Below are 26799 nucleotides of genomic sequence, written 5' to 3' on the forward strand. Positions count from 1 at the left end.
AATAAAAAACATGAAGAATATCACGAAAATTCATTGGAAATATAATAACATTCTTACTACTTATTCTTTATTCTTCGTTCTGTTTTTATTATTTAATAAAAACGTTTATTCTCAAAAAAAATCTGATTTATATCAAACACGAGTACTAACAAAAAATGTTTACTCAATAAAGATTGCAAAACAAGTTTATAAGCATTTAAAACAATTTCATTCTTTGTATTCCTATCAAGATGAACTTTTGAAAATTGCTACAGACGCAACACTTGAAAAATATAATAAAAATAGAAAAAGTATATCTAAGGACATCAAAGGTTTAAATAAAATTTTGTCGCGTATTGAAAAACATAATGAAAAATTTCAAATGCCAATATCCATATTTAAATCAAGTAGTTATGACCCAGAAATTAAAATGAATAATTTACTGTCAAAAAATTTTAATAATCAGTTGACTGTACTTATTTCGTTATATAAAAACTCAAAGGGATATCATACCAAATTGAATAATCTAGAAGAGTTTGCTATAGAAGTTAATACTAAAGTTCAATTATCTGCCAGTGTAAAAGAAACTTTATACAAAGTATATAAGGAACTTCAAGATTTTTGTAATATACCTAATACATTAGCAACATTACAAATCTATTCGAAAACATGTCTTCTAACATTAGGAATTGGTAGAGAAACTCACCCTCTTAGTAACAGAATTTTGGTTGATTTAAGAAAGAAATCAACAAGTCTTGATAAACTAATTAAACAAGATAGAATCAAGTTTCACAATTATATTTCAAACACGAAACTTCTTACCCAAAATGTAATTGATTCTTATAATAAAGAATTATCAAAAGCTAGTTATAAAAAACTAAAAACATCTGAATCCATAAAAGATTTTTTTAACGACTTTAGTAAAGTGAGCAATCTCAAAGACAAAATTAAAACATATAATCAAAAATCAAAAAAATACAATTCTAACAATAGTGAAAAACACACTTTAATAGCAAATATTAGACAATTGGAAAACGAATTGTCCAAGGTAATAAAGCAGTTAGATAATTTGAATTTCAAATGCCCGGAAAAGTATAGTTATAATAACTGCAATCATGAAAGTCTTAAAAAAATATACGATCAAAATTTAAACTTACTCAATTCAAACTACGATTACATAAAAAATAAAATCTCGTTTGCTAAATCTCAACTTACGGCATTTGACAAAAAAAGAAAAAAGGAACTAGAAAAACTAAATACCGAATTAAAGGAGCTTGAAGATGTTCAAAAATTTGCTATTACAATGAGCACCAGCAGTGAAAAAAGAGAAAAAGCTGTTAAGACTTTAGAAAACAACTTGCAAGAACGGATAGATAATGATTTTTTAGTCCAAGAACTAAATAGTAAAATTGAATTACTCAATAAGTTAATGGAAAAGATAAATATTATAATATAATTCTACAGAAAATTAAAAGCTATTATTTTCTATAATTGTAAAAAATACTACCGCCAACACCGTATAAAATTAATTGCTGGTTTTGGCATACTTACGTAAGTTCTCGCAGACTTTAAATCTGTGGTATATTTACTAACTTTAGTGCTTAAAATACGCAACTAATCTTATATAACAACGTTGTAAGCAATTAATAGAAACATGAGTGAATTAGAAAAAATTCTAAATATCGAAGCTAACTCAAACCTTAAGCACTTTAAAAAGGGTGAATTTATTCAACGGCCGAATCAATTAAATGCTAATGCTATCTATGTAAAAAAAGGACTAATTAGAAGTTACATTATCGACAGCACTGGAAAAGAACACATTTATATGTTCGCCTCTGAAGGATGGATTACAGGAGACATTGAAGCTGTAGAATTTAATGAACCGACTACGTTATACATTGATTGCCTAGAAAATTCAGAGGTAATAGTATTAAAGAAAAATTACCTAAAAGAAGCTGACCTTTCAAAAGAAAAATTACTGCAAAACATGAAGAAGATGTCTCGAAACATTGGAAAGATGCAACGCAGGATACTAATGCTTATTGGGTCACCCGCTGTTGACCGCTATAATTATTTTTTAGAAACATATCCAGAGCTTCCTAGTAGAGTCCCCCAAAAAATGATTGCATCATACCTAGGTATCATGCCGCAAACACTCAGTACAATACGGAGCAAAATCGCAAAAGGAGAATAACTTCATTTCTTCATCTACATGAATGCATAGGTATTTAATAGTCATTAGTTTTACTAAAATCAAAATTTAGTAACTATGAGCAATGCAAATGTATCGGGCACGACCCCACAAATGGAACAATTAGAAGAAGGTAAAACGTATGCGTGGTGCGCATGCGGAAAATCCGAAAATCAGCCTTGGTGCAATGGTGCGCATGCTGGAAGTGAGTTTACCCCAAATGTATTTACAGCAGAAGAAAACAAAACTGCAGCTATGTGTATGTGCAAGCAAACAAAGAACCCTCCATATTGTGATGGCTCACATATGAGCCTGTAAGTTTCTATCAACTTATGGTTAATCATTATATACTAAATTTTAATCGACAGGTGAAACCCGTATGTGTGTTAACGTTTAATGTATAAAATAGTTTTAATGCTTTTTACATAGTGTTGTGCATTCGTTTTTTTTGCATTTATAAAGGTATACAACCCAAAAGTTTCACAATGGATTGCAATTGAAAATGCAATCACTAAAGAACTTAAAAACCAAATAAGCAAATGTCTATTAGGGGCGCTTTCTTATTACGAAAACATATAACTCAGATGGAAATAGGAATAGATAGTTTTGCAGCAGCACCAATAAATAATGAAATTTAAACGATCAAAATGATTAGCAATTATGATACTAACTAGAAAAATAGAAATTTCAAAACTATATGCTTTTACTAAAAACAATATGTGGTTTTTGGTGGCAACTTGCATTATCACTTTTTTTTGTGCAAATTATTTTGATCCAGATAAACTTAGGCAGCTCACCTTTCCTACAGGTGTGATTGGAACTGCATTAGCCTTTTTGATTGGTTTTAGAAATAATTCAGCCTATGACCGGTGGTGGGAAGCCAGAAAAATTTGGGGAAAATTAGTAAATGATAGTCGGTATTTTGGCCTTAAAGTAATTAGCCTTGTTGGAACTCAATGGAATTCTGAGCTTACAAAAGAGGATATTATCTCTGTTCAAAAAAGATTAATTTATAGGCATATGGCTTTTGTTTGGGCTGTAAATAAGCACCTGAGAAAATTAGATTGGAAAGAAACAATTTCTCCATTTATATCCAAGGATGAATTTAATAAATTACAAAAGAAACAACACATTCCATTGGCGATATTGAAAAACCAAGTACTTGATATAAAAGCTTTATATGAACAAAAATATTTTGAAGATTTTAGACATTTAAGCTTTGATGCCATTATGGAGAATTTTAATGATGCACTTGGAAAGTCTGAACGAATAAAGAATACTGTTTTTCCGATGCAGTATAATTGGTATATGCAATATGCCATCAGGGTCTTTCTAATATTATTACCATTGAGTTTGGTTGGATATTTTGATTTATGGTTTTTCCCATTATCATTTTTAATCGGATATGTATTCATACTACTTGAGTATTTGGGAAGACATATAGAAAATCCGTTTGAAAATCATCCGAATGACACACCAATAGATGCGCTTTCCAGAACAATAGAAATAAATCTGCGAGAAGTATTAGGAGAGTCGGATTTACCACCAAAAATAGAACCCATGGAAGGAAAGTATTTAATGTAGTAAAGAATTTGTTTAAGAATTCGAAATAAAAAAATATCAAAATGGACAAACCAAAAATTGTAGATAGAAAACCTATTAAAGTAGAAGTGAATAAAGGAGAAGACCAGTATTGGTGTGCCTGCGGTTTAAGTAGCAAGCAACCTTTTTGTGATGGCTCACACCGCAGTACCGATATTACACCTGTAAAATTTACTCCAGAGGAAACTGGTGATGCCTACTTATGCATGTGTAAACAAACTAAGAATCCACCATATTGTGACGGAACACATGCGACATTAAAAGAAGAAAATACTACATCTGAAACATCAGAACCAGTTAGTTCTGGCGCAACCAAAGAAGAGCCTACGTTAGCTTACATCAAAGCTCTGGCTAAAGATGGTTTGTCTAAAACAGGCCATCATGGTGAAATGGGTGCTATGGGTGTTCCTATTCCCGAATTGCCTCGCTGGAATGACATTCAATTATTGGCTGCTCAAATGGCAACTAAACCATTAATGGAAGATGTAGCCGTGGGATCTGAATTAATCATTGGACCAAATGCAAAGAAGCCTTTAAAGTTAGACATACCATTATTTGTTTCGGATATGAGTTTTGGGGCATTGTCTGAAGAAGCAAAAGTTTCTTTAGCAAAAGGAGCAGAAATGGCAGGAACAGGAATCTGTTCAGGGGAAGGTGGGATGTTAGATGATGAACAACAAGCCAATGGTAAATATTTTTACGAATACGCGTCTGCTAAATTTGGTTTTGAATGGGAGAAACTAAAAAGAGTTCAAGCCTTTCATTTCAAAGGTGGCCAAGGTGCAAAAACAGGAACTGGTGGTCACCTTTCGGGAAATAAAGTAATTGGCAAAATAGCAGAAGTAAGAAACCTAAAAGAAGGTACGCCTGCAGTTTCGCCACCAACTTTTGACGACTTGCATACAACAAAAGATTTCAAAGCATTTGCAGATAGAGTCAGAGAAGTTGCTGGCGGCATTCCAATAGGCTTCAAATTATCTGCAAATCATATTGAAGAAGACATTCAGTTTGCTTTAGATGCAAGTGCCGATTACATTATTTTGGACGGAAGAGGTGGTGGAACTGGTGCTGCTCCATTAATTTTCAGAAACAATATTTCTGTACCTACAATTCCTGCTTTAGCCAGAGCGAGACATTATCTGGATAAAATAAACAGAAAAGATGTTACACTTATTATTACAGGAGGAATTAGAGTTCCTGATGATTTTATAAAGGCAATGGCTTTAGGTGCAGATGGGGTTGCTGTATCTAATTCTGCATTACAATCTATTGGTTGTGTTGCAGCAAGAATGTGTAACACAAATAATTGCCCTGCAGGCATCGCTACGCAAAAACCTGAATTGAGAAAATTGATAAATATAGACAAGTCAGCAACCCAGCTTTATAATTTCTTTAATGCTTCTACTGAATTAATGAAAGTTATGGCAAGAGCCTGCGGACATAATCATTTGAACCAATTTGAGCAAAGAGATATTACCACATGGAAAAAAGATATGGCAGAATTAACTGGAATTAGGTTTGCCGGCAAATAGTCTGTATGAGTCCATTTATTTGCTGTTAAGCATTCATATACAGCCCGTTGCACCCTATTAAAAAAGATAAAAATAATGAATAGTTTGGTATCACATAAAATCCAATTGTTTAAAGAGAATCAAGAGATTAATTGTCCTGACACCAGTACCATATTAGAAGCCACCTTAGCTGCTGGCTTTAATCACGCGCATGCCTGTGGAGGAATAGCAACATGCTCTACTTGCAAGGTTCGTATAATAGAAGGATTAGAAAAATGTAATCCACGAAACAAGGAAGAGCAAAAAATGGCCGAAAAATTAAATTTTCCTTCAGACATTCGTCTGGCTTGCCAAACCAATATAATTGGCAATATATCAATCCGAAGAATGGTATCGGACAAATTGGATATGGACATTATATCCGAACAGTTTTCTAAAGATTCAGAAATCGCTCTTGGGAGTGAACAAAAGTTGACTATAGTATTTACCGATATTATTGACTATACGCCCTTAGCAGAAAAACTTCCTTCTTATGATATAGTTCATATTCTTAATCGATATTATCGAATTATGAATGTGATTATTCAAGATTATAAGGGATTTATTAGCGATGTAGCTGGGGATGGTGTTTTGGCTGTTTTTGGAACGGATAAAAAAAGTAATAATTCCGTTTTGGATGCAATTCAGGCAATAGAAGAAATGAATGAAAAATTAGAACTGTTTAATAAATATCTTGATGAAAATTTTAATATAAAATTTAGAATTCGTGCAGGGGTTCATTACGGGAACGTCATTCTAGGACCCTTTAATACCAGGAATATGAAGAAATTGGCAGTTATAGGTGATAATGTAAATTATGCCAGTCGTATTGAATCCGCTAACAAAGAGCTTGACACTAAACTTTTACTTTCTGAAGAGGCTTATCAAGAAGTAAAAGAAACATACCCAAAGCATAATTCGTTTCAGACTACCTTAAAAGGTAAGACAGGACAATATAACCTTTATGAAATCTTATAATACCTGAGTTCAATCTAAAAGATAGATGCATTTGCACGCTGCTGGTCTTATACTAAACGTTGTAAGCAATAAATAGTAACATGAGTGAATTAGAAAAAATCCTAAACATCGAAGCTGACTCCAACCTTAAGCACTTTAAAAAAGGGGGATTTATTCAACAACCGAACCAGTTAAAAGCCAATGCAATCTTCGTTAAAAAGGGACTTATTAGAAGTTACATTATCGACAGCACTGGAAAAGAACACATCTATATGTTCGCCTCTGAAGGATGGATTACAGGAGACATTGAAGCTGTAGAATTTAATGAACCGACTACGTTATACATTGATTGCCTAGAAAATTCAGAGGTAATAGTATTAAAGAAAGATTACCTAAAGGAAGCTGACCTTTCAAAAGACAAATTACTGCAAAACATGAAGAAGATGTCTCGAAACCTTGGAAAGATGCAACGCAGGATACTCATGCTTATTGGTTCACCCGCTGTTGACCGTTATAATTATTTTTTAGAAACATATCCAGAGCTACCTAATAGAGTCCCTCAAAAAATGATAGCTTCTTACTTAGGCATCATGCCACAAACGTTAAGCACAATAAGGAGCAAAATAGCTAAAGGAAAATAATTTCATTTCTTCATCTATGTGAATCCGTAGAAATTCAGAAGTACAGACATTTGTATAAATTAAATTTTACTACAAATGAAAAAAGTAAAAATTATTGTACGAATCCTCTTAGGATTAATGGTTCTGATATTTGGACTAAATAAATTTCTACAATTTATGCCCATGCCTCAATTGCCAGAATCGGCTGGTGAATTTATGGGAGCCTTAGTTAAAAGTGGCTACTTAATGCAGGCAGTGGCCATCGTAGAGATTGTAACAGGAATAATGCTGTTAATCAACAGATTTCAAGCATTAGCATTAGTAATACTATTCCCCGTATTACTGAATGCCTTTTGGTTCCATCTTTTCTTAGATCCTGCATGGATTGCTGGAGCTTTTATAGCCATAGCAATGAACCAATTCTTATTCTTTGCTAATAAGGAATCATATAAATCAATACTAAAGTTTAAAGAAACACATAATGAAAAAGCAATATAAAAATGAGGATATAACGATCCATTGGGATCAGTCAAAATGTATTCATGCTGGAGTATGCGTTCGGTCATTGCCTAAAGTCTACAATCCCAAAGAACAACCATGGATAAAAATCGAAAATGCTTCTTCTGAAGAACTAAAAACTCAAATAAGTAAATGTCCATCAGGAGCATTAAGCTATACATCTAACAAAAATGATAATTAATAATGAAGGAAACCTTACATGTAAACGGCACCTTGGGTGAGGAAAAATACTTAATGGAAATAAAAACTACTAATCACACCATAATGGTAGATGAACCTATATCCTTAGGTGGTTCTGATAGTTTTCCAAACCCTGCACAATATTTACTAACTGCTCTTGCTTCGTGTACTGCAATTACCATAAAAATGTATGCGAACAATAAAAGATGGGATGTAGGAAATATTAATGTAGATGTGAAACTGAAAGATGTTCTTTCTGAAGGGAAATCAATCAAAAAAATCATTAAAGCTGTCACGTTTGAAAAACGCCCTGACGACTCACAAGTAGAACGATTATTAACCATTGGCTCAAAATGTCCGATTTCAAAATTATTGGAACAGCCAATAGAAATGGAGTTTCAAAAATTATGAAATATGATAAAACATATTGCAATTATTATTCTGTTGGCTACCTTTATCGGGTGCGCAACGGACAAATCAAATACTACTAAAGAAAACACTGAAAAATTTATGGAACCAAGAATTTTAGCAATAGGAAGATTGCAATCAACTTTAGATATTTTAGTTGAAGAATGGGAAAGATATGGTAGAAACGTAATTGCCAGTAATTCAAAAGATAGGATTAAAGAAATCATTGAAACAGAATCAATAGATTTTATCTGCATTGGTGGTGGACTTCCTGACAACGAAAGAGACGAAATGGTGGTATATATCTCTACTATTAACTCCAGTATATCAGTTCATCCAATACCACGAACTGAGGATGCTATGGGACCGCATAACTTCATCCCTTTCCTTAACAATCTTGCGCTCATGTTCAAGGTGCGTAAAGCAATGAAAGAATAAAAGCTTACAACAATGTATAAAAGTAATAGCGGTTTGGGTGTTAACTCGAGCCGCTATTTTAATTTAATTTAGTATTTTGTAAATCTAGAGCTATTACGTTTTTTTTTCGCTACTGCTCTTATACTTAACCGTTGTAAGCAATTGAAGAACCAAATGAGTAAATTAAATAAAATCCTCAATATTGAAAATGAATCGAACCTCAGACGCTTTAAAAAGGGTGAATTCATTCAACAACCTAACCAATTAAAAGCTAATGCAATCTATGTTAAAAAGGGACTTATAAGAAGTTACATTATTGACAGCTCTGGAAAGGAACATATTTATATGTTCGCTTCAGAAGATTGGATTACTGGTGACATTGAAGCCGTAGAATTTAATGAACCCACTAGCTTATATATCGATTGTCTCGAAGATTCAGATGTCATATTTTTGAAAAAAGATCATGTTGAAGAAGCAAACCTTTCAAAAGAAAAAATGTTTCAAAACATGCAAAAGCTCTGGCGAAACATGGCTAAATTACAACACCGGATTCTCATGCTATTAGGTTCTCCTGCTATTGATAGGTACAAGTATTTTTTGGAAATTTATCCTGAATTACCCAATCGAATTCCTCAAAAAATGATTGCATCATACCTAGGTATAATGCCTCAAACCCTTAGTACAATTCGTAGCAAAATTGCGAAAGGAGAATAATTTCATTTCTTCATCTATGTGAATGCATAACTAATCTTATGTGCTGACCTTTGTATAAATCAAATTATAAATACAAATGAAAAAAGGACAACAAATTATCAGAATACTATTAGGATTAATAGTACTGATATTCGGATTAAACAAATTTTTACAATTTATGCCTATGCCTCCTATGCCTCAAGCGGCTGGTGAATTTATGGGAGCACTAGTAACAACTGGCTACTTAATGGTGGTAGTCGCAATAGTTGAAATCATTGCGGGTATAATGCTTTTAACAAACCGCTTTCAACCCTTAGCATTGGTTTTATTATTCCCAGTATTACTTAATGCTTTCCTGTTTCATCTTTTCTTAGCACCTGCTGGAATTGCTGGTGCACTAGTAGCATCTGCAATGAATATATTCCTATTCTTTGCCAATAAAGAATCCTATATTTCAATACTGAAGATTAAATAATCATTATGGAAAAACAGTATAAAAACAAAGAGATAACTATCCATTGGGATCAATCAAAATGTATTCATGCTGGAGTATGCGTTAGGTCATTACCTAACGTATACAATCCTAAGGAACAACCATGGATAAAAATAGAAAACGCTTCTTCTGAAGAACTTAAGACTCAAATTGACAGATGTCCTTCTGGAGCATTGAGCTATACCTTGAACAATAAAAACGATAAGTAATGAAGGATACTTTACACGTAAATGGTAAACTTGGTTCAGAAAACTACCTGATGGAAATAAAAACCACCAATCATACAGTTATGGTAGATGAACCTATATCAATTGGTGGATCTGATCAATACCCAAATCCTGCTCAATATTTACTTTCTGCTTTAGCATCTTGTACTGCTATAACGATAAAAATGTATGCGGATAACAAGGGATGGAATGTTGGTGAAATCAATGTAGATGTGAAAATGAAAGAAGCAATCTCTTCAGGGAAACCAAGAAAAAAAATAGTTAAAGCGGTACAGTTCGAAAACCCTTTAAAAGACGAACAGATTGAGCGTTTATTAACTATTGGTTCAAAATGTCCTATATCAAAACTATTGGAACAACCAGTAAATATGGAATTTGAAAAATAATATATTATGAAAAGGCTATTTTTTATATTCGTCCTAGGAGCTATCTTAACGGCATGCTCAATCGAAAAAAAACATAAAACAGAAAATCAAATGGAACCAAAAATTTTAGCAATAGGAAGATTGCAATCAACATTGGATGTGTTAGTTGAAGAATGGGAAAGATATGGCAGAAACGTTATTGCCAGCAATTCAAAAGATAGAATTAAAGAAATAATTGAAACAGAATCAATTGATTTCATATGCATTGGCGGTGGACTACCTGACAATGAAAGAGAAGCAATGGTAGAGTATATCTCTAATATTAATTCCAGTATTGCTGTTCACCCAATACCAAGAACTGAAGAAAAAATGGGGCCATATAAATTTATTCCTTTTCTAAACAACCTTGCTATAATGCACAAAGTGCGTAAGGTAATGGAAGAATAAAAGCTTACAACAATATATATAAGCAATAGCGGTTTGGGTGTGAACTCAAACCGTTTTTGTGTTTAATTGAGTATATTGCTATCTGAAAAGTTAGCGCAGTTTTATCCGCTACTTCTCATATACTAAACGTTATGCACAATAACAAAAAGAAATAGGCGTTAAAAAAAATTAAAGAAACTGTATAATGAAAAAAGCAATTTTACTATTTACTATTTTATTGTTAATTATAAGCAGTTGTAATAAAGATGATAATAAAAATCCAGAGGAATGTTACTCAAATACTAATGCACAGACTATAGTTCATGACGGTCTCAACAGAGAATATGTGTTTTATATACCAAACTCTTATGACGGAACATCTTCTGTTCCACTAATGCTCAATTTTCATGGGTTTGGTGGTAATGCTAGTGATTATATGCAAGAAGCAGATATGCGCTCATTGGCAGAAGCTGACAATTTTATTTTAATCTATCCTCAAGGTAGTTGTTTAGATGGTTTATCTCATTGGAATGCTTGTCCATTAGGACCAGACAATAAAAGTAATGCTGATGATTTTGGATTTATTGAATCCATGATAACTGAAATCTCATCTCAGTATAATGTAAATATGGAGAGAATTTATGCTGCTGGATACTCAAACGGAGGCATGATGGCGTATGGACTTGCGAACTATAAAAGTGATTTAATTGCTGCGGTAGCATCTGTTTCGGGAGTTATGTTAGATTGTACTGGACCTACCAGTCATCCTATGCCGATAATACATCTTCATGGAACTTCTGATGGCGTTCTCCCCTACAATGGGAGTAGTGACTATAACTCTACCCAAAGTACGTTGGACCATTGGATTAATTTTAATAATACAGTTTTTACCCCAACCGAAACAAGTGACAATAATATTGAACATTATGTTTATGATCAGGGAGATAGCTCAGTTTCTGTTGAGCATTACAAATATATTGGTGGAGACCATGTTTGGTTTAGCGCAACTTTTCAAGGTCAGAACACATCTGAATTGGTTTGGAATTTTGTGTCACGATATGACATAAATGGGTTGAGATAAAGAATAAAAGTGCATAACAATGTATATAAAAAAATAGGCGAAATATTAGTAAATTCAAGGCTATTGGCTCGCATCAAACTAATTGCTTAACCAAAAGTTTCTTGCTTCGTAATCGCCTACTTTTCATACACAAACACGTTAGAAACAATCCACAATATGAAGAACATAATATTTGTCGTCTTAATTATATCGTTACAATACTCTTGCTCTAGCGATTCAACAATAAGTAATAAAGAAAATTATACAATCTACTATAATGGTGAAATTTTAACCATGGAAGGAGATGTTCCAACATATACTGAAGCGGTGGTCGTGTCAGATGGCCAAATTGTATTTATTGGCGAAGAGTTAAAGGCAAAAAATAAATTCTCTGGAGCACAATTATATGATTTAAAAGGTGCTACTATTACACCGGGGTTTATTGAGCCTCATTTGCATCCTTCCTTAGGTTCTGCAATGATGAATTATGAAGTAATTGCTCCTTTTGACTGGGTCTTACCTTCTGGTATAAAAAAAGGAGTAAAGAATCATGATGAATACATTAAAGCGATTGAGATCGCTATCAAAACTAAATCTAAAAAAGAAGAAATTTTTTTTATTTGGGGTTACCATCAGTTATGGCATGGTGACATTTCAAGAGAGATGTTAAATGAAATTTCAGAAGGTCATCCTGTAGCCATTTTTCATCGATCATTTCATGAAATTTTTCTAAATGATGCAGCAATAGATTTAATTGGTATTTCGGAAGGCGATTTTTCACATAACTCTCAAGTCGTATGGAAGAAAGGTCACTTTTATGAGGGAGGTTGGCTCGCACTAGTGCCGCACATGGCTCACATTCTCTTTGACCCTGAAAAATATGCTTTTGGACTTTCCGAGATGACTAAACTTATTGAAGCTAATGGCATAACCACAATAGCAGAACCTGGTTTTCCAAGTGCTAACTTCGATTTAGAGTACTCCATACTTGAGAAAGAAATGACCAAATCACCTTTCTATGACACCTATTTAATTGGAAACGGCACCCAACTAAATGGAATGAAAAATGGAAATGAAAATGCCCTAGCATTTATTGAAGAATTATCTAAAAGTGAACAATTTTCATCTAAAAACCTTCATTTTCTTCCTAAACAAGTTAAACTATTCTCGGACGGAGCAATCTACTCGCAGCTTATGCAAATGAAAGAAGGATATATTGATGGACATCAAGGTGAATGGATGACTCCACTTAATGTTTTTAGTGAACAACTAGAATTATACTGGAAAAACAATTACAAAATTCATGTTCATGCTAATGGAGATTTAGGAATACAAAGAGTAATAGACTTGGTCAGAAAACTGCAAAATGAAACTCCTAGAAAAGACCACCGACTAACAATTCATCATATGGGTTATTTCGATGATAAAATAGCTCAAGAATGTAAAGAATTAGGAATAGAGGCTTCTGTAAACCCTTATTACCTTTGGGCCTTATCTGATAAATATGGTGAATACGGACTTGGTGTAGAAAGAAGTGAAAATTTAGTTGCGATTAATTCCCTAGTTTCTAAAGGCATCCCGGTATCTTTTCATTCAGATTTTTCGATGGCTCCACTAGACCCCTTAAGGCTTGTTTGGACAGCAGTTAATAGAATAAGTGCAAATGGAAATAAATACTCTCAAAATCAAAGAATAGATGTTTATGATGCCTTAAAATGCATAACAATTAATGCTGCGCGAACAATAAACAAAGAAAATATCATTGGAGGTATCAAAGTCGGCAAACAAGCTAATTTTACAATATTGGATAAAAACCCAATCAATATTAAACCAGAGAATATAGCGGATATTAGAATTATCGGCACTATATTCCATGGAAGAGTTAATATTCTATAAATATATTTCTAACACTATGTAAAAATGCATTGAAACGCATTTTACACTAACCGTTATATGCAAGCTAAAGAAACACCTGTACTCAAATTGAATAACATCGAAAAAACAGAAAACAAAATATATTTTGCCTGAGGTTTCAATATTTTACTTATAATAAATATATAGGATTAGAGATTTAATTTTTTTTTAAATAATAATCAATCATTTAATTATCAAAAATATTAATTACATTTTCACCTATTTGATATCCTTGTTCTAAACCTAGATCAATTCCTTCTCTAAAATGTATACCTCCGTATAATCTTGATTCAGCAGCCTCCTCCGCCATATCAATAAAAGATGAATATTCTCTTGGTGTACCATCAATATCTGCTCTAGTTTCGTGAGTACGATCAATAAATGCATAATTATCTCCAAATAATGAAGTTAAAATACTTGCTAATGCTCCAGATTGTACTGAATGACCTGACGTATATTCTGGGAACGGTGGAGTTTCTAAAATTGTTTCCCAGGAAGCGTCAATTTGATTTTTGATTACTGTAACTGGTCTTGGATAATTGGTTGTGTATTTTACTTTCCAGCAAGAAATAAAAGAATCATTAATCCCAATAGCTAATTTTGCAAATGCTTCAGACGAAGCTAATAAATCAAAATCATTATCATTAATTAACTGATTTAGAATTGATATTGAATGACCAGGAGGTGTGGCAGAAGTTTGTGGGTCATCTGACCAAAATTCAGCTATTACAGTTTGTTCAGGCGTTACATTATTTACTACTTCGTAAACTTCAAGAGCTCTTTGATAATAAATAGAATTAACATCAGTACTATAAACTGGCGGGTCAACAAAAATAGAGCTTTCAACATTTAATGAAATAAATGGTCTATTATTTCCCCAATAAGGTTGTAAAGCTCGTTGGCCTGGTGCAGTAGGTTTCCAAAATTCAACACCCGGTAATGGCTCGTATTCTGTCGGAAAATTATTAAACTGAGCAGCATAACCACCATCAGTTGTAGACCATAGTATAATTTGTTCAGTTAAATCATTTGCAAAAGTAATTGATCGATTAACTACATCTTCAGCTATATCATTTGAATACTGATTGTTAAATTCCGTTTCTAACTCAAGAATCCTAGAATAATTGACAATAGAGGCATTAGAGTAAAAGAATTTGGTCATAATTGCCATTGTAGTATTTGCAACTGTTGGCCAATGATATTCTAAACCTTCCTTGATAGTCGTTTCTATATTTAAATCATTTATTCTACCTGTTAAGGATAATTTATCAGACGAACCAACTTGTATAGACTCATATAAAGCGATACCTGTATAACCAAATGCCCTTGCTGCTACAGGAGGTGTATAGCCTGCTGTTTCAGTAGTCAATACTTTAATTAAATTAAACCAACTCACAACAACATCAGAATTGTATTGGGCAGGACTTACGCTTTCTAGTTGGGCAATATCATTGTCACTATCCGGGGAACATGAAACAATTAGAATCATAAAAATAATACTGCACTGCAAATAACTTTTTTTAATCATAATTTTAAATATTGGTTTATAAAATTTAAGCCCAATTGCAATTATTTGAATGTTCAGATAAATATTTTTTTTTTTTATAAAACATCAATTCATTATAAATATTATCTTTTTTGTCTTTTCGATTTCTCCTCACTACGGAGATAACATTATATTATTTGCAAATAGCAATTAAATATCTTTTTTATTAAAAATAATTGTCAAATGAGGACGTAAAATTTGACTTCATATATTAGGTGAATACATGATCAAAATTATAAAATTACAGTTGCCGAAACCGTATATAATTTATTACGGGCTTCTTACTTACTTGCGAAGGTTCTCTCTGACTTTCTTCGCAGGTAATACTTACTGCAAACTTTAACATAAATCTTCAAAAAAATATTTTATTTTGACTGTTCATCCATTTTGTGTCGCTCATTGGCTAGTTTGAATGGATTAACTGATTTTATCGACACTAGTTTTTGTATTATAATACCGGTTTATAAATAGTTATATTTAAGTGTCTAGGATTAAAAATTTGTATTTAGAAAGTCTATGGATAACAAAAAATTATTTGTGACCATAAAAAAGTTCAACAACTAATTATTTTTAAAGATGGTCAGAAAATAAAATATGATTATAAAATTGTAAGTGAATCAACAATTGGAAATAATATTCAATTATTGACTGAGCCAATTATAAAAGGAAAAAGAAATTTGGACAAAACGATCATCAAGGTTAGTATCAGGATAATTTTAGAGGTTATGGGAATAGTGGTTTTTCATCTGGTGGCAGTTATCATTTGACAACATATTTTGTTTCAATTAATAGAAAAGACAATGTTGTTTATTTGGCAACGGCAAGAACTAATTCAAAAAAAAATAAAAAATTAGCTACAACAACTTTTAGCGAATGTAGTGATTTGACAAAGAAAATAAAGTCTAACTTTTTTTTGGGAAATAAGGTATAGTTGAAATTGTTCAATCTTTAATGACCATTTTGGAAATTAAAGAAACTTTTGCAACACCGTTTATAATTAATGGCTTGTTCTCCCCTACCTACGAAAATTCTGGCGAATTTTCTATCTGGTTTTTATTTGTTAATTTAGCTGCTTAAGCGCGCCACTAATCATACAAAATCGTTTCTCTGTATTTTTAGAATAATTAAATAAAACCCAAAATAACACCAATGAAATTTGACAACTAAATCAGACTGATATTTTTATCTGTATATTTTTACTTTGACAGACTCTCTTTTTTATCTATGTTATTTTTATAAAATTCACGATATTAAAACATTTCAATTATGAAATACATAACTATATTACTTCTTATCATAGGGTTCTCTTTTCCTAATTTCGCGCAACAAACCATCGATGGATCTATTATGCACGATGGTATTCAGCGAGACTATATTTTATATATTCCAGCTATTTATGATGGCAATACAGATGTGCCTTTGGTTCTAAATTTTCATGGGTTTGGTAGTAATGCGAACGAACAAATGCATTATGGTGATTTTCGTGATATAGCTGATACAGAAGGATTTCTTTTGGTTCACCCTGAAGGGACTTTATCAAATGGAGATCAATTCTGGAATGTAGGATTTCCAGGAAGCACAAGCACAATAGATGATGTTGGTTTCACCGAAGCTTTAATCGACGAATTATCAACTTTATATGCCATAGATTTAGACAGAGTTTACGCAACAGGAATGTCTAATGGTGGTTTTATGAGTTTTTTATTGGCTTGTCAATTGAGTGAAAAAATTGCGGCTGTGGCATCTGTAACTGGTTCTATGACCCAAGACACTTTTAATGACTGCAACGCTCAACACCCAACACCGGTTCTGCAAATTCATGGCACAAGTGATAGCGTTGTTCCTTATGATGGTAATATTACTTGGACATTATCTATTGTTGATGTTTTTTCTTTTTGGATGAATTATAATAATTGCGATACAAACCCAATAATTACTACTTTTTCTGATATATACACTTTAGATGGAAGCACCGTTGATCATTTTGTTTATTCAGGTGGTGATAATGGTGTAACTACAGAACACCTGAAAGTTATAGGAGGAGGTCATACTTGGCCAGGCTCAGCTTTTAATTTCCCGGGAACAAACTATGATATTAATGCTTCAATGAAAATTTGGCAGTTCTTTTCGAGGTTTGACATTAATGGAACATTGTCTGTCAGTGAATTTGATAATAGACAAGTAATCATCTATCCAAATCCAACCAATTCAAAAATTAATTTGTCATTGAAATTTTCTGAGGAATTGAATTATGAATTGTTTTCTTCTTTAGGAAAGCGATTGATTATTGGAACAATTAAAACAGATAATGAAGAGATTGATTTATCAAATTTATCGCCTAATATATACTACTTGAAATTAGGAAATCAGGTATTTAAAATTTTAAAGTCCAATTAAAATTATTTAATGAAATATTTGATTGTTTTTGATAGAAAACTAAAAAGAACAGCGTATATTATTTATCCCTAGTAATCCTCTAATTACGAAAACTCTCTCGGATTTTCTATTCATTTTTTTATTTAGTAGAATACCTGCTCAAAAAACGCAACTTTCCTTGCACAATCAAATTGGCCAAATTAACACTCGTTAACACTAAATAACTTTAAAAACAAATAAGAATAAATAAATTTACAAAAACTTTATAGCATAAATAAAATATGAAAAATATCATTTTACTTTTATTAATTAGCGGATTGTTATTCTCTTGTTCGACCTCTAGAACAGTTCAGGAATCGGGAATAACAAACGAATTAGAATCCAGTAGTTTAGAACAATTTTTAATTAAAAATAATAAATATATAAAAATTCCGTTAACAAAAATGGCTTCAGGACATTTACATCTAAACGCTCTAATAAATGGAGTTAGAGGAGAGTTCATTTTAGATACAGGAGCTGGAGCAACTGTAATTGACACTAAACAACAGAAAAAATTTTATATGAAAACGCAAGAATCTGAAAGCTTAGGAGCTGGAGCTGGTGGTCAAACAAGTTTACAACAATCATTAGATAACTCTTTTAAAATGGGGACATTAGAAATGCCGAAATTCTTACTCTATGTTATGAATCTTGACCACGTTAATAATGCATTTACCTTAATGGGATTAAAAGAAGTTGATGGTGTAATTGGAGCTGATATATTAACATCAAATAAGGGTATAATTGACTATGCAAATTTAACCCTCTATCTGAAGAAATAACTATTGCCTACATAGTATATAAAAAATAGTGCAAGTTTCTGCTAACTTGAAGGTTTGGGCATTTTTGGAAAGTCGCGAAAATTTTAAATTTGACAAATCCCCAAAAATAAAATAATTAGTAAAAGTTTAAAAATTGGTTTGTGTATTATCTGAAAAATTATAGCTACTTTTTAGTGCTACGTTTCATATTCAAGACCGTTAGCAAAAATGTAAAATGAACATCAACAATTAAAACAAAAATTAATGAAAATGAAAAAAATAATGTACTTGACTATTGCTGCTTTAACAGCAGTCGCCTGTAAACAAGAGCCTAAAGACTATGTTACGTTTTCAGGAAAAATAACAAATCAAAGTTCTGACTCCTTAGTCATAGGATCAAATACAGACAGAAACTTTCAAAAACGAATTACTGTTGATGCTGATGGTGCCTTTAGTGATACATTAAAAGTAGTAACTGGTGGTTTTTATGTATTTGATGGGACAGAAAGTACTCCTCTTTACCTTAAAAATGGTCGAGATATACATTTAACTCTAGACACGAAGCAGTTTGATGAAACTGTTCTTTATACTGGAAGTGGTGCTAGTGCTAATAACTATTTAGCTAAAAAAGCATTAGACCAAGAGGCTATTTTTGCAGATGAAACTATGTTTATGATGATCAAAGAAGATTTTGTTGCAAAATTAGAAACTATTGAAAGTGATTTCATGAAAAACCTTGACGAAATATCTGGTTTAGATACTGCTTTCGTTGCAAACGAGAAAAAAGGATTTGACGAATTAAAGAAATATCTATTAAGTTATCAAGAAGATAAATTTTTCTTAAACACTGTTTTAAGAAAAGGAAAAAACTCTCCAAAATTTATAGCGTATGAAAACAATGCTGGCGGAAAGACTTCTTTAGATGATTTAAAAGGAAAGTATGTCTATATTGATGTTTGGGCTACTTGGTGCGGTCCTTGTATAGCTGAAATTCCCTACTTAAAAGAAGTAGAGAAAGCTTACCACGGTAAAAACATTGAATTTGTAAGTCTTTCTATAGACGAACCTAAAGATTATGACAAATGGAAAACGATGATTAAAGAAAAAGAACTAGGGGGAATTCAATTATTAGCTGACAAAGCATGGGAATCTGAGTTTGTGAAAAACTATAGGATAAACGGGATTCCAAGATTCATTTTAATCGATCCAAAAGGAAATATCATAACTCCTGATGCGCCTAGGCCTTCTATGAAGAAATTAAAAGAGTTGTTTGGTAATTTAAGTATTTAAACTTTTTATAACATCCGAAAATAATTTAAACCGCATATTTAATGCTTATGAATACGATGAAAAATCTTTAATAAATAATTACGACCCATTTGTAGTAGTCGTGTTTTTAATTATGGTAATAATTCAGAGTGTGAAATTGATTTAACTGAAATTGAAAACTCTGAAAATATAAAAGAAATCAGTGAACTAGAATTTGAATTTACCTTTCGTTTTACATAAGAAAAAAGAGAAATTTGAACATTGTAATTTATAAACACTTTTGCTAACACAACATATAAAAAATAGTAAGTTAAGTGCAAACTACAAAGTTTGTACTTTTCTGTTATCTTTGTTTATAAACTGAAAGTAATAGTATTTTTGTTCTGCTACTTTCCATATACTATACCGGTAGTACCAATTATGAAAAACTTTGTTAAACTAGCATTTTGTGTCCTAATCTTCTATTCATGTAAGACTGAAATGAAGAAAAATAAGGCTACTGAAATCTCTAATAAAGAAACGAAGGAAAGCATTATTCTATCGCGCAAAAACTATTGTAATCAATTATATGGTTTTTGGTTGGGCCAAAGTATTGCAAATTGGACAGGGCTCGTTACGGAGATGGATAAAATTGGTAATATAGGAGAAATTAGAACAGGTAATTTTTACACCAGGGATGATTGGGGTAAACCCGATCAACCAAGTATTTGGGGAGCAGGTATTCCTAGTGACTTATCCCCAACTATTGATTTTGTCTTCAGAGACACAAATGAAATTTGGGGCGCAGATGATGACACTGATATTGAGTATATGTACCAACATTTAATGTTTGTAAATCAAACAAGTTTTTTAACACCTGTACAAATAAGGGATGGATGGTTAAAACATATTAAACAAAATGAAGAAAACTATTTGTGGGTATCAAATCAAAAAGCATATGATTTAATGCTGGAAGGGGTCTTGCCTCCTGAAACTGGAAACCCAGAGAAAAATGAACATCATGAAATGATTGACGCCCAATTAACTACTGAGATATTTGGCTTATTTTCACCTGCACGTGCAGATGTTGCAACCCAAATTGCCCTTCTACCCATTCAGACCACGGCAAGGGAAGAATCTGAAGATATATCAAAGTTTTATGTAACTATGTATTCATTGGCTTCTTTGAATACCGAAAAGACTTTGAGTGAGCGCATACATTGGATGGCCAATAAAGCGAGAAAGGTGCTTCCCGATAATTCATATCCAGCAAAAATGTTTGATTATTCACGTAAATTATACGAGTCAGGCATAACTTGGGAACAAACCAGAGATTCCATCTACTATAGATATCAGGTTCAACAAAAAGATAGTTATGATATTACATCAAAAAACTTGTATTGTAATGGTTGCTTTGCAGCCGGGATAAACTTTGCATCGAGTTTGGTAAGCTTGTTCTATGGAGAAGGTGATTTAAAAAAAACCATACAAATCGGAACTCTAGCTGGATGGGATTCTGATAATCCCACAGCAACTTGGGGTGGATTAATTGGCTTCATGATTGGCAAAGACGGAATTGAAAAAACTTTCGATAGACAATTTTCTAATCGATTCAATATTCACAGGACGAGACAAAACTTTCCTGAGGATGGAATCGATACTTTTGAAAGAATGGCCCAAAGGGGACTACTTGTGACAGATCGAGTTGTAAAAGAAGAAATTGGTGGAACAATCAATGAAGAAAATGATACGTGGATTATCCCAATCGAAATTGAATATAAATAAAAAAGCTGCTAACAGTTTATATAATGTATTGCTTGTTCTAGTTTAATTAAGAAAATCCTCGCGGATTTTCTATTCGGTTTGTATTTGCGAAATAATGTGACAAACCAGACAACAAAAAACAGACAACAACGTTCCAATAGTTTGAACTTGTGCTTAAAAAAAAAATGAATGAAAAATAAGATTTTAATTACCACCATTATTTTATTTGGCCTAATGCTAAGTAATTGTCAAGATCCATATATCAGATTCAACCCTCTGATAGATGAAAATAATATAATTGTACCAGATACAATCAAACCACAGGAATCTATTAATGACCCTCAACAAACCGGCGTTGACTGTAATTATAATTCTCAAAATAAGTCTTTTACTGATTTAATTGATATCATTGAAATTCCAAATGATTTACCTGAAAATTATGATTTATCTAGCGATATGCCTCCTGTTAGAAGTCAAGGTAATCAAGGAAGTTGTGTAGCTTGGGCAACTACTTATTACTTAAAAAGTTATCAAGAAAAAAAACAGTATGGTTTTGACTACCTTTCATATGAAAATATTATTAGCCCTGCATTTGTATATAATCAATCGAAAGTAAACAATAGCTGTAATTCTGGCTCAACAATTGCTAATGCTTTGGAGGTTTTAAAAGAATTAGGAGCAAATAATTGGAAAGATTTTCCTTATTCAGACACTCAATGTTCTAATTTACCAACAGAAGAATTACTAATTAAAGCAGCTCAAAATAAAATTAAAGAGTATTTTCAGGTCGGAATTCCGGACTCGAATACTGACGTTAATTATACTCTAATAAACCTAATTAGAACTTTAATTTCTGAAGAGAATCCAATTGTCGTGTCGTTAGATTGGCAGGACCTTATTTTTGAGACTCTAATTGATGAAACCATAGCAACCTCTTTCAGTCAAAATCCTACCGATGAATGCGGACACGCAGTTTTAATAGTAGGCTATGATGATAGAATAAATGCTTTTAAATTTGTTAATTCTTGGGGAACAAGTTTTGGAAACGAAGGATATGGATGGATAAGTTATGATTTTTTCTTACCAATTGTTGATATAGATTTTCAAGAAGGATTAACAGGCGCTTATATTGCATATGATGAAGATGAATAAACTGACTTACAACATTCGGTATAATTAATTGCTGGTGCAGACTGCTTAACGAAATTCTTCATGGACTTTACATCTGTGATTTATTTGCTAAATTAGGGCTTAATAAAAGTTAGTTGCATTTTTGTTAATTCTGATTTTGCTTCGGAAATTAATCGTGCAAAAAACGTAACTCTTCTATTACAAACACGTTATAAAGAATGTTAAATAAAATTACAAAGCCATCAATAATTATATTTTTGGTATCTACTTTAATTTTTGGTTGCAAGGAAGAAATAAAAAATCCTATTTCTGTAATAGAAGTTAATATCACTAATCAACAATTATTAGATAGCCTAATTATATATGATAAAGATAAATCATGGGAGATAAAGTCTGTACTTCGATTTAAGGAATCAAATAGAGTTGTTGATACTTTAAATATTCTAGAAAATAAACTTTATCAAATTTATTCATTTTTAGATAGTAAACAGGGAGAATTGGGAGAGTTCATAATTTCCCCAAATAGTAAAATAGCGCTATCTATAGATGAAAAGGAACTTTTCGAGTCCATAGATTATTCTGGCAACTTTAAGTTATCTAATAATTTCTTAGCCTTTTCTAAAAAATATCAAAACCAATTATCTGAAAAGGTTCGCAATGGAATAGAACAAAAGGAGCTTGAAATACTCATTCAAAAAAAAGGTCAATTAATATATGAAAAAGGAATATCTCTAAACATAGTTGATAGCTTAAGCACTTATGTAAAATTAAAATTTAATGAATTTTCTGATATTCTTAAAAAGAAGAATATTAAATACATATACAAAACATCACTAATTAATAAAATTGGAAATAACTTCTTTTTCAAAGACATAAAAAATAACGTTAAAACATTAAAAGATTTTAAAGGAAAATTTGTGTACATCGATGTTTGGGCAACTTGGTGTAAACCCTGTAAAGTAGAACATACTTTTCTAAAACAGCTAGAGGAACACTTTTCTAACAACGATGAACTTCAAATTATTTCTATTAGTACTGATCGCGAATATGATAAGTGGGAAAAGTATATTACCAAAAATTCAATTGATGGAGTGCAACTTTATTCTGGGTCAAATTCGGATTTTGTAAAATTTTATGATATTGGGGCACTGCCCAGGTTTATATTTTTAGATAAAGAAGGTAGCGTGATTAGTCCAGATGAGATAAGACCTTCTAACCCTAAAACATTACAAAAATTAGAAGCAGCGATTCATAAAAAATGAGATTTAAAATAATAGTAAATGAACAACAAAACCATTTTTTTAATCGGAATAGTAGGAGTTAGCCTTTTTGTAGTTTCTTCTATTTTAGGTGGATTTTTAATTGAAAATTATAACGTATTAAGTCAATATATAAGTGAATCTTATGCAATTGACACTGAATACGGAAAAATTTTAAGAATATTTGGTTACCTACCAAGTGGTATTCTTGTCACCTTATTTTGTTTTCTTGGAGTGAGATATTTTCAACCTTCCAAACTACTCAAAATAGGGTTTTATGGAATCGGAATATTTTATGGACTAGCTACAGTAATTGTTGGAATATTTCCTTGTGATAGCGGTTGTAACAGGGAATTAATCGATCCTAGTTCTTCTCAACTAATTCATAATTTTGTAGGTTTACTAACTTATCTATTCGTTCCTTTTTTTATAATTTTAATTGGGTTTGGATTAAAAAAAACACCCAATAACAATACATTTTCTTTACAATCAATTGCATTGGGCGTAATCAGCATTTTGTTTGTATATTTATTTGCATCTAACTCAAATTCTGAATATATCGGACTTTATCAAAGAATGGTGGAGTTGATGTTTGTTATTTGGATAATTTTTTGTGCTATTGTAATAAAGGATAAAAAACCAGCAGTTAACAATATTTAGGGGCAACTAAGGCGAATTCAACTACGTCAGAATCCCGTCGAAATTACTAAGGTCAGTTCTAAGCCAAATATTAAGGTATATAAACCCGCACTAAAAATTATACGAGAACGCTAGACAAACCATCCAAAAAAACTTTACAATAGCATTAGTTTAGATATTACTCCTTCTCCTATTTCTTCATTCATCATTTTAATAATCTTCTCTTTCCCATAACTTAACTCTTCACGCAAAACTGAAGAATTTAACTGAATAATAAGTGTTTTATTTTGCAATTTCACAGAGGTTGTGTGCGTCGTAACACCAGGTCCCATCATTTTATGCCAAGTTTCTTCAACTTTTATTTTTTGCATTCCTTTACCCAGATTATTTTCCTTGATAAAGCTCTGCATTAAATCTTCTATTGAAAAAGAATCATTTTCCCTTTTTGCCATTATAATTTAAAAATTTGATAAGGTTTGTTACTCTGTTTTACAATATTTTCTGTTCTTTCTGAATGAGTATCCGTAATAAATATCTGACCGAATTCATCATTATTTACCAAATCAATAATTTGAGAAACTCGCTTTTCGTCTAATTTATCGAAAATATCATCTAATAATAAAATAGGAACTACATTTGATTGTTGCTTTATAAACTCAAACTGAGCTAATTTTAAAGCTATTAAATATGATTTTTGCTGACCTTGAGAACCAAATTTTTTAATAGGATATTCGCCAATTTCAAAACTTAAATCGTCTTTATGAATTCCGGATGTTGTGTACTGTAAAATTTTATCTTTCTCTAATGATTGCTTCAATAAATCTGATATAGAAAAATTATTTAACTGGCTTTTATAGATTAAATTAACAACCTCTTTATCGCCAGAAATAATTTGATATTTTGCATTAAAAATGGGAATAAATTCTTCTAAAAAAGCTTTTCTAATTGTATAAATTTCAGCACCGTAATTGGCTAATTGATCATCATAAACACTCAAGTTTAAAGCATCAAACGTTCTATTTGCTGCAAAATATTTTAACAATGCATTTCTTTGAGTTAATACCTTATTGTAGGCAATTAAATTTTGTAAATACTTTTTGTTTTGCTGCGAGATAACACCATCAATAAATTTTCTTCTTGTATCACTTCCATCTGTTACTAGATCTCTATCTGCTGGAGAAATAATAACCAAAGGAATTTGACCTATATGTTCAGAAAATTTGTCATAATTCTTTCCATTTCTTTTCAAAACTTTTTTTTGCCCACGTTTTAAACTGCAAACAATTTTCTCATTTCTATCATTTAAAATATAATCACCTTCTACCATAAAAAAAGCTTCACCATGCTTTATATTCTGCACAGCAACAGAATTAAAGTAACTTTTTGCAAAAGACAAATAATAAATAGCGTCCAAAACGTTCGTTTTCCCTACTCCATTATCACCCACAAAGCAATTTATTTTCTGCTGAAAATCAAAAGATTGTGATTCTAAATTCTTAAAATTGACTAAAGAAATTTTCTGTAAATACATGAATAAAGACTTCGTTTAAAAATGAATTGCAAATTATCGAAAATTTAGCGAATTATCCGCTTTTACAATCCAATTAAAAAAACTATTTTTGCGCCACTAATTTTAAGGAAAATATGGCAACATACAAGAAGAAATATAAACCAGAAGGTAAAAAAGAAGCGAATCAAATTGACGAATCTGAATTTGAAACAGCAGGAGTATTAAATACATTAGACGAAACAGCTTCTAAATCTGAAAAATGGATAGAAAAAAATAGCAAACCTTTATTTTACACTTTAATAGGTATCGTTGTTGTTTTCTTAGCTTTTCTTGGATATAATAGCTATATCGTTGAACCTAATGAATTAGAAGCTTCTAACGAGTTAGCTTTTCCAAGAAAATATTTTGATGAAGCTGCAAATGCAGGTGCCGGAAAAGATTCTTTGCTCAATTTAGGTTTAGAAGGTGCAGATGGAAAATACGGTTTTTTAGACATTGCTGATTCTTATAGCGGAACAGATGCCGGAAATTTAGCAAACTATTATGCAGGTGTTTCATATCTACAAATGAAACAATATGATAAGGCTATTGAATTTTTAAGCAAGTTTAATTCTGATGATGAAATGTTAGGACCTGTTGCTTTAGGAGCAATCGGTGATGCTTTCTCAGACATAGATCAACAAGACGATGCTTTGGAATATTATGAAAAAGCAGCAAATAAAAAATCAAACGAGTTTACAACTCCAATGTTTTTATTCAAAGCAGGACAAACTGCCATGTCTTTAGAAAAATATAGCAAAGCAGAACAATTATTTACACAGATAAAAGAGAACTATTCAAAATCTGATCAAGCAAAAGATATTGAGAAATTTATCAATGCTGCTAAATACGCGAAATAGTATATCGTAATTAATTTCAATGGGCA

At 31.7% G+C, this 26799-nt stretch carries 30 protein-coding genes; 27 read left to right on the forward strand and 3 right to left on the reverse strand.

From position 1 onward, the window contains the following. Window positions 1-10 precede the first annotated feature (10 nt). The 19 genes from BLT88_RS08695 (at window position 11) to BLT88_RS08785 (ending at window position 13583) form a co-directional block, all read left to right on the forward strand. Complete coding sequence (locus BLT88_RS08695) at window positions 11-1435, forward strand: hypothetical protein (protein WP_091954223.1); 1425 nt, start codon at window positions 11-13, stop codon at window positions 1433-1435. A gap of 198 nt (window positions 1436-1633) precedes the next feature. Then, window positions 1634-2173, forward strand: coding sequence for a Crp/Fnr family transcriptional regulator (locus BLT88_RS08700; protein WP_036786929.1), 540 nt, complete (start codon window positions 1634-1636; stop codon window positions 2171-2173). Window positions 2174-2284: 111 nt separating this feature from the next. Continuing rightward, window positions 2285-2488, forward strand: a complete 204-nt coding sequence (locus BLT88_RS08705; RefSeq protein WP_231959955.1) for a CDGSH iron-sulfur domain-containing protein — start codon at window positions 2285-2287, stop codon at window positions 2486-2488. 138 nt (window positions 2489-2626) lie between these two features. After that, a complete protein-coding gene (locus BLT88_RS14435; RefSeq protein ID WP_081958214.1) occupies window positions 2627-2749 on the forward strand; it encodes a (4Fe-4S)-binding protein in 123 nt (40 codons plus the stop codon). Window positions 2750-2830: 81 nt separating this feature from the next. Next, the gene (locus BLT88_RS08715) at window positions 2831-3754 is read left to right on the forward strand and encodes a bestrophin family protein (RefSeq protein ID WP_036786932.1); all 924 of its coding nucleotides are present in this window, start codon (window positions 2831-2833) and stop codon (window positions 3752-3754) included. A gap of 41 nt (window positions 3755-3795) precedes the next feature. Continuing rightward, window positions 3796-5304, forward strand: a complete 1509-nt coding sequence (locus BLT88_RS08720; protein WP_091954224.1) for a glutamate synthase-related protein — start codon at window positions 3796-3798, stop codon at window positions 5302-5304. Window positions 5305-5379: 75 nt separating this feature from the next. Continuing rightward, window positions 5380-6300: an adenylate/guanylate cyclase domain-containing protein gene (locus BLT88_RS08725; RefSeq protein WP_091954226.1), complete on the forward strand. Its 921-nt coding sequence runs from the start codon at window positions 5380-5382 to the stop codon at window positions 6298-6300. Between the two features lie 80 nt (window positions 6301-6380). Further along, complete coding sequence (locus BLT88_RS08730) at window positions 6381-6920, forward strand: Crp/Fnr family transcriptional regulator (RefSeq protein ID WP_091954227.1); 540 nt, start codon at window positions 6381-6383, stop codon at window positions 6918-6920. A 75-nt stretch (window positions 6921-6995) separates the two neighbouring features. Beyond that, window positions 6996-7397, forward strand: a complete 402-nt coding sequence (locus tag BLT88_RS08735; protein WP_091954229.1) for a DoxX family membrane protein — start codon at window positions 6996-6998, stop codon at window positions 7395-7397. After that, window positions 7381-7599 carry a (4Fe-4S)-binding protein gene (locus BLT88_RS08740; protein ID WP_368086540.1) on the forward strand — a complete coding sequence of 73 codons (219 nt, stop codon included), beginning with the start codon at window positions 7381-7383 and terminating at the stop codon, window positions 7597-7599. Before BLT88_RS08735 ends, BLT88_RS08740 begins: the two co-directional genes overlap by 17 nt. Window positions 7600-7601: 2 nt before the next feature. Next, window positions 7602-8009, forward strand: a complete 408-nt coding sequence (locus BLT88_RS08745; protein WP_091954232.1) for an OsmC family protein — start codon at window positions 7602-7604, stop codon at window positions 8007-8009. 33 nt (window positions 8010-8042) lie between these two features. Then, a complete protein-coding gene (locus BLT88_RS08750) occupies window positions 8043-8444 on the forward strand; it encodes a hypothetical protein (RefSeq protein WP_157691172.1) in 402 nt (133 codons plus the stop codon). A 153-nt stretch (window positions 8445-8597) separates the two neighbouring features. Beyond that, the gene (locus tag BLT88_RS08755) at window positions 8598-9137 is read left to right on the forward strand and encodes a Crp/Fnr family transcriptional regulator (protein ID WP_091954236.1); all 540 of its coding nucleotides are present in this window, start codon (window positions 8598-8600) and stop codon (window positions 9135-9137) included. A 76-nt stretch (window positions 9138-9213) separates the two neighbouring features. After that, window positions 9214-9591, forward strand: coding sequence for a DoxX family membrane protein (locus tag BLT88_RS08760; RefSeq protein WP_091954237.1), 378 nt, complete (start codon window positions 9214-9216; stop codon window positions 9589-9591). Between the two features lie 5 nt (window positions 9592-9596). Further along, window positions 9597-9818 (forward strand): (4Fe-4S)-binding protein, encoded by a 222-nt coding sequence (locus BLT88_RS08765; protein WP_091954239.1) that lies wholly within the window; start codon window positions 9597-9599, stop codon window positions 9816-9818. After that, a complete protein-coding gene (locus BLT88_RS08770) occupies window positions 9818-10222 on the forward strand; it encodes an OsmC family protein (protein WP_091954240.1) in 405 nt (134 codons plus the stop codon). Before BLT88_RS08765 ends, BLT88_RS08770 begins: the two co-directional genes overlap by 1 nt. Window positions 10223-10228: 6 nt before the next feature. Then, window positions 10229-10648, forward strand: a complete 420-nt coding sequence (locus BLT88_RS08775) for a hypothetical protein (RefSeq protein ID WP_091954242.1) — start codon at window positions 10229-10231, stop codon at window positions 10646-10648. A 325-nt stretch (window positions 10649-10973) separates the two neighbouring features. Next, on the forward strand, window positions 10974-11708 hold the full coding sequence (locus BLT88_RS08780; protein WP_231959956.1) for a PHB depolymerase family esterase: 735 nt from the start codon (window positions 10974-10976) through the stop codon (window positions 11706-11708). A 156-nt stretch (window positions 11709-11864) separates the two neighbouring features. Next, complete coding sequence (locus BLT88_RS08785) at window positions 11865-13583, forward strand: amidohydrolase (protein ID WP_091954245.1); 1719 nt, start codon at window positions 11865-11867, stop codon at window positions 13581-13583. Between the two features lie 205 nt (window positions 13584-13788). Here BLT88_RS08785 and BLT88_RS08790 read toward each other — a convergent pair whose 3' ends face one another. After that, entirely contained in the window at window positions 13789-15129 is a 1341-nt protein-coding gene (locus tag BLT88_RS08790; RefSeq protein WP_091954246.1) for a vanadium-dependent haloperoxidase, read from the reverse strand. A gap of 1284 nt (window positions 15130-16413) precedes the next feature. Here BLT88_RS08790 and BLT88_RS08795 point away from each other — a divergent pair. From BLT88_RS08795 to BLT88_RS08825, 7 genes are all read left to right on the forward strand, one after another. Then, a complete protein-coding gene (locus tag BLT88_RS08795) occupies window positions 16414-17544 on the forward strand; it encodes a T9SS type A sorting domain-containing protein (protein ID WP_091954248.1) in 1131 nt (376 codons plus the stop codon). Window positions 17545-17804: 260 nt separating this feature from the next. Then, on the forward strand, window positions 17805-18344 hold the full coding sequence (locus tag BLT88_RS08800) for a retropepsin-like aspartic protease (protein ID WP_091954249.1): 540 nt from the start codon (window positions 17805-17807) through the stop codon (window positions 18342-18344). A 249-nt stretch (window positions 18345-18593) separates the two neighbouring features. Further along, window positions 18594-19613 carry a TlpA disulfide reductase family protein gene (locus BLT88_RS08805; RefSeq protein ID WP_091954251.1) on the forward strand — a complete coding sequence of 340 codons (1020 nt, stop codon included), beginning with the start codon at window positions 18594-18596 and terminating at the stop codon, window positions 19611-19613. Window positions 19614-20072: 459 nt separating this feature from the next. Then, on the forward strand, window positions 20073-21356 hold the full coding sequence (locus BLT88_RS08810) for an ADP-ribosylglycohydrolase family protein (RefSeq protein WP_197675641.1): 1284 nt from the start codon (window positions 20073-20075) through the stop codon (window positions 21354-21356). A gap of 168 nt (window positions 21357-21524) precedes the next feature. Further along, a complete protein-coding gene (locus tag BLT88_RS08815) occupies window positions 21525-22487 on the forward strand; it encodes a C1 family peptidase (protein WP_091954254.1) in 963 nt (320 codons plus the stop codon). A 197-nt stretch (window positions 22488-22684) separates the two neighbouring features. After that, window positions 22685-23728 (forward strand): TlpA disulfide reductase family protein, encoded by a 1044-nt coding sequence (locus BLT88_RS08820; RefSeq protein WP_052107553.1) that lies wholly within the window; start codon window positions 22685-22687, stop codon window positions 23726-23728. 18 nt (window positions 23729-23746) lie between these two features. Then, entirely contained in the window at window positions 23747-24385 is a 639-nt protein-coding gene (locus tag BLT88_RS08825) for a DUF998 domain-containing protein (protein WP_036786702.1), read from the forward strand. A gap of 134 nt (window positions 24386-24519) precedes the next feature. On the opposite strand, the gene BLT88_RS08830 is transcribed toward BLT88_RS08825, so the two are convergent. Then, the gene (locus tag BLT88_RS08830; RefSeq protein ID WP_036786704.1) at window positions 24520-24816 is read right to left on the reverse strand and encodes a DUF721 domain-containing protein; all 297 of its coding nucleotides are present in this window, start codon (window positions 24814-24816) and stop codon (window positions 24520-24522) included. After that, a complete protein-coding gene (locus tag BLT88_RS08835; RefSeq protein ID WP_091954256.1) occupies window positions 24816-25895 on the reverse strand; it encodes a DNA replication/repair protein RecF in 1080 nt (359 codons plus the stop codon). Before BLT88_RS08835 ends, BLT88_RS08830 begins: the two co-directional genes overlap by 1 nt. A 113-nt stretch (window positions 25896-26008) precedes the next feature. On the opposite strand from BLT88_RS08835, the gene BLT88_RS08840 reads away from it, so the two are divergent. After that, window positions 26009-26773 (forward strand): tol-pal system YbgF family protein, encoded by a 765-nt coding sequence (locus BLT88_RS08840; protein ID WP_036786709.1) that lies wholly within the window; start codon window positions 26009-26011, stop codon window positions 26771-26773. Window positions 26774-26799: the final 26 nt, after the last annotated feature.

The sequence above is a fragment of the Polaribacter sp. Hel1_33_78 genome, from assembly GCF_900106075.1.
Lineage (GTDB): Bacteria > Bacteroidota > Bacteroidia > Flavobacteriales > Flavobacteriaceae > Polaribacter.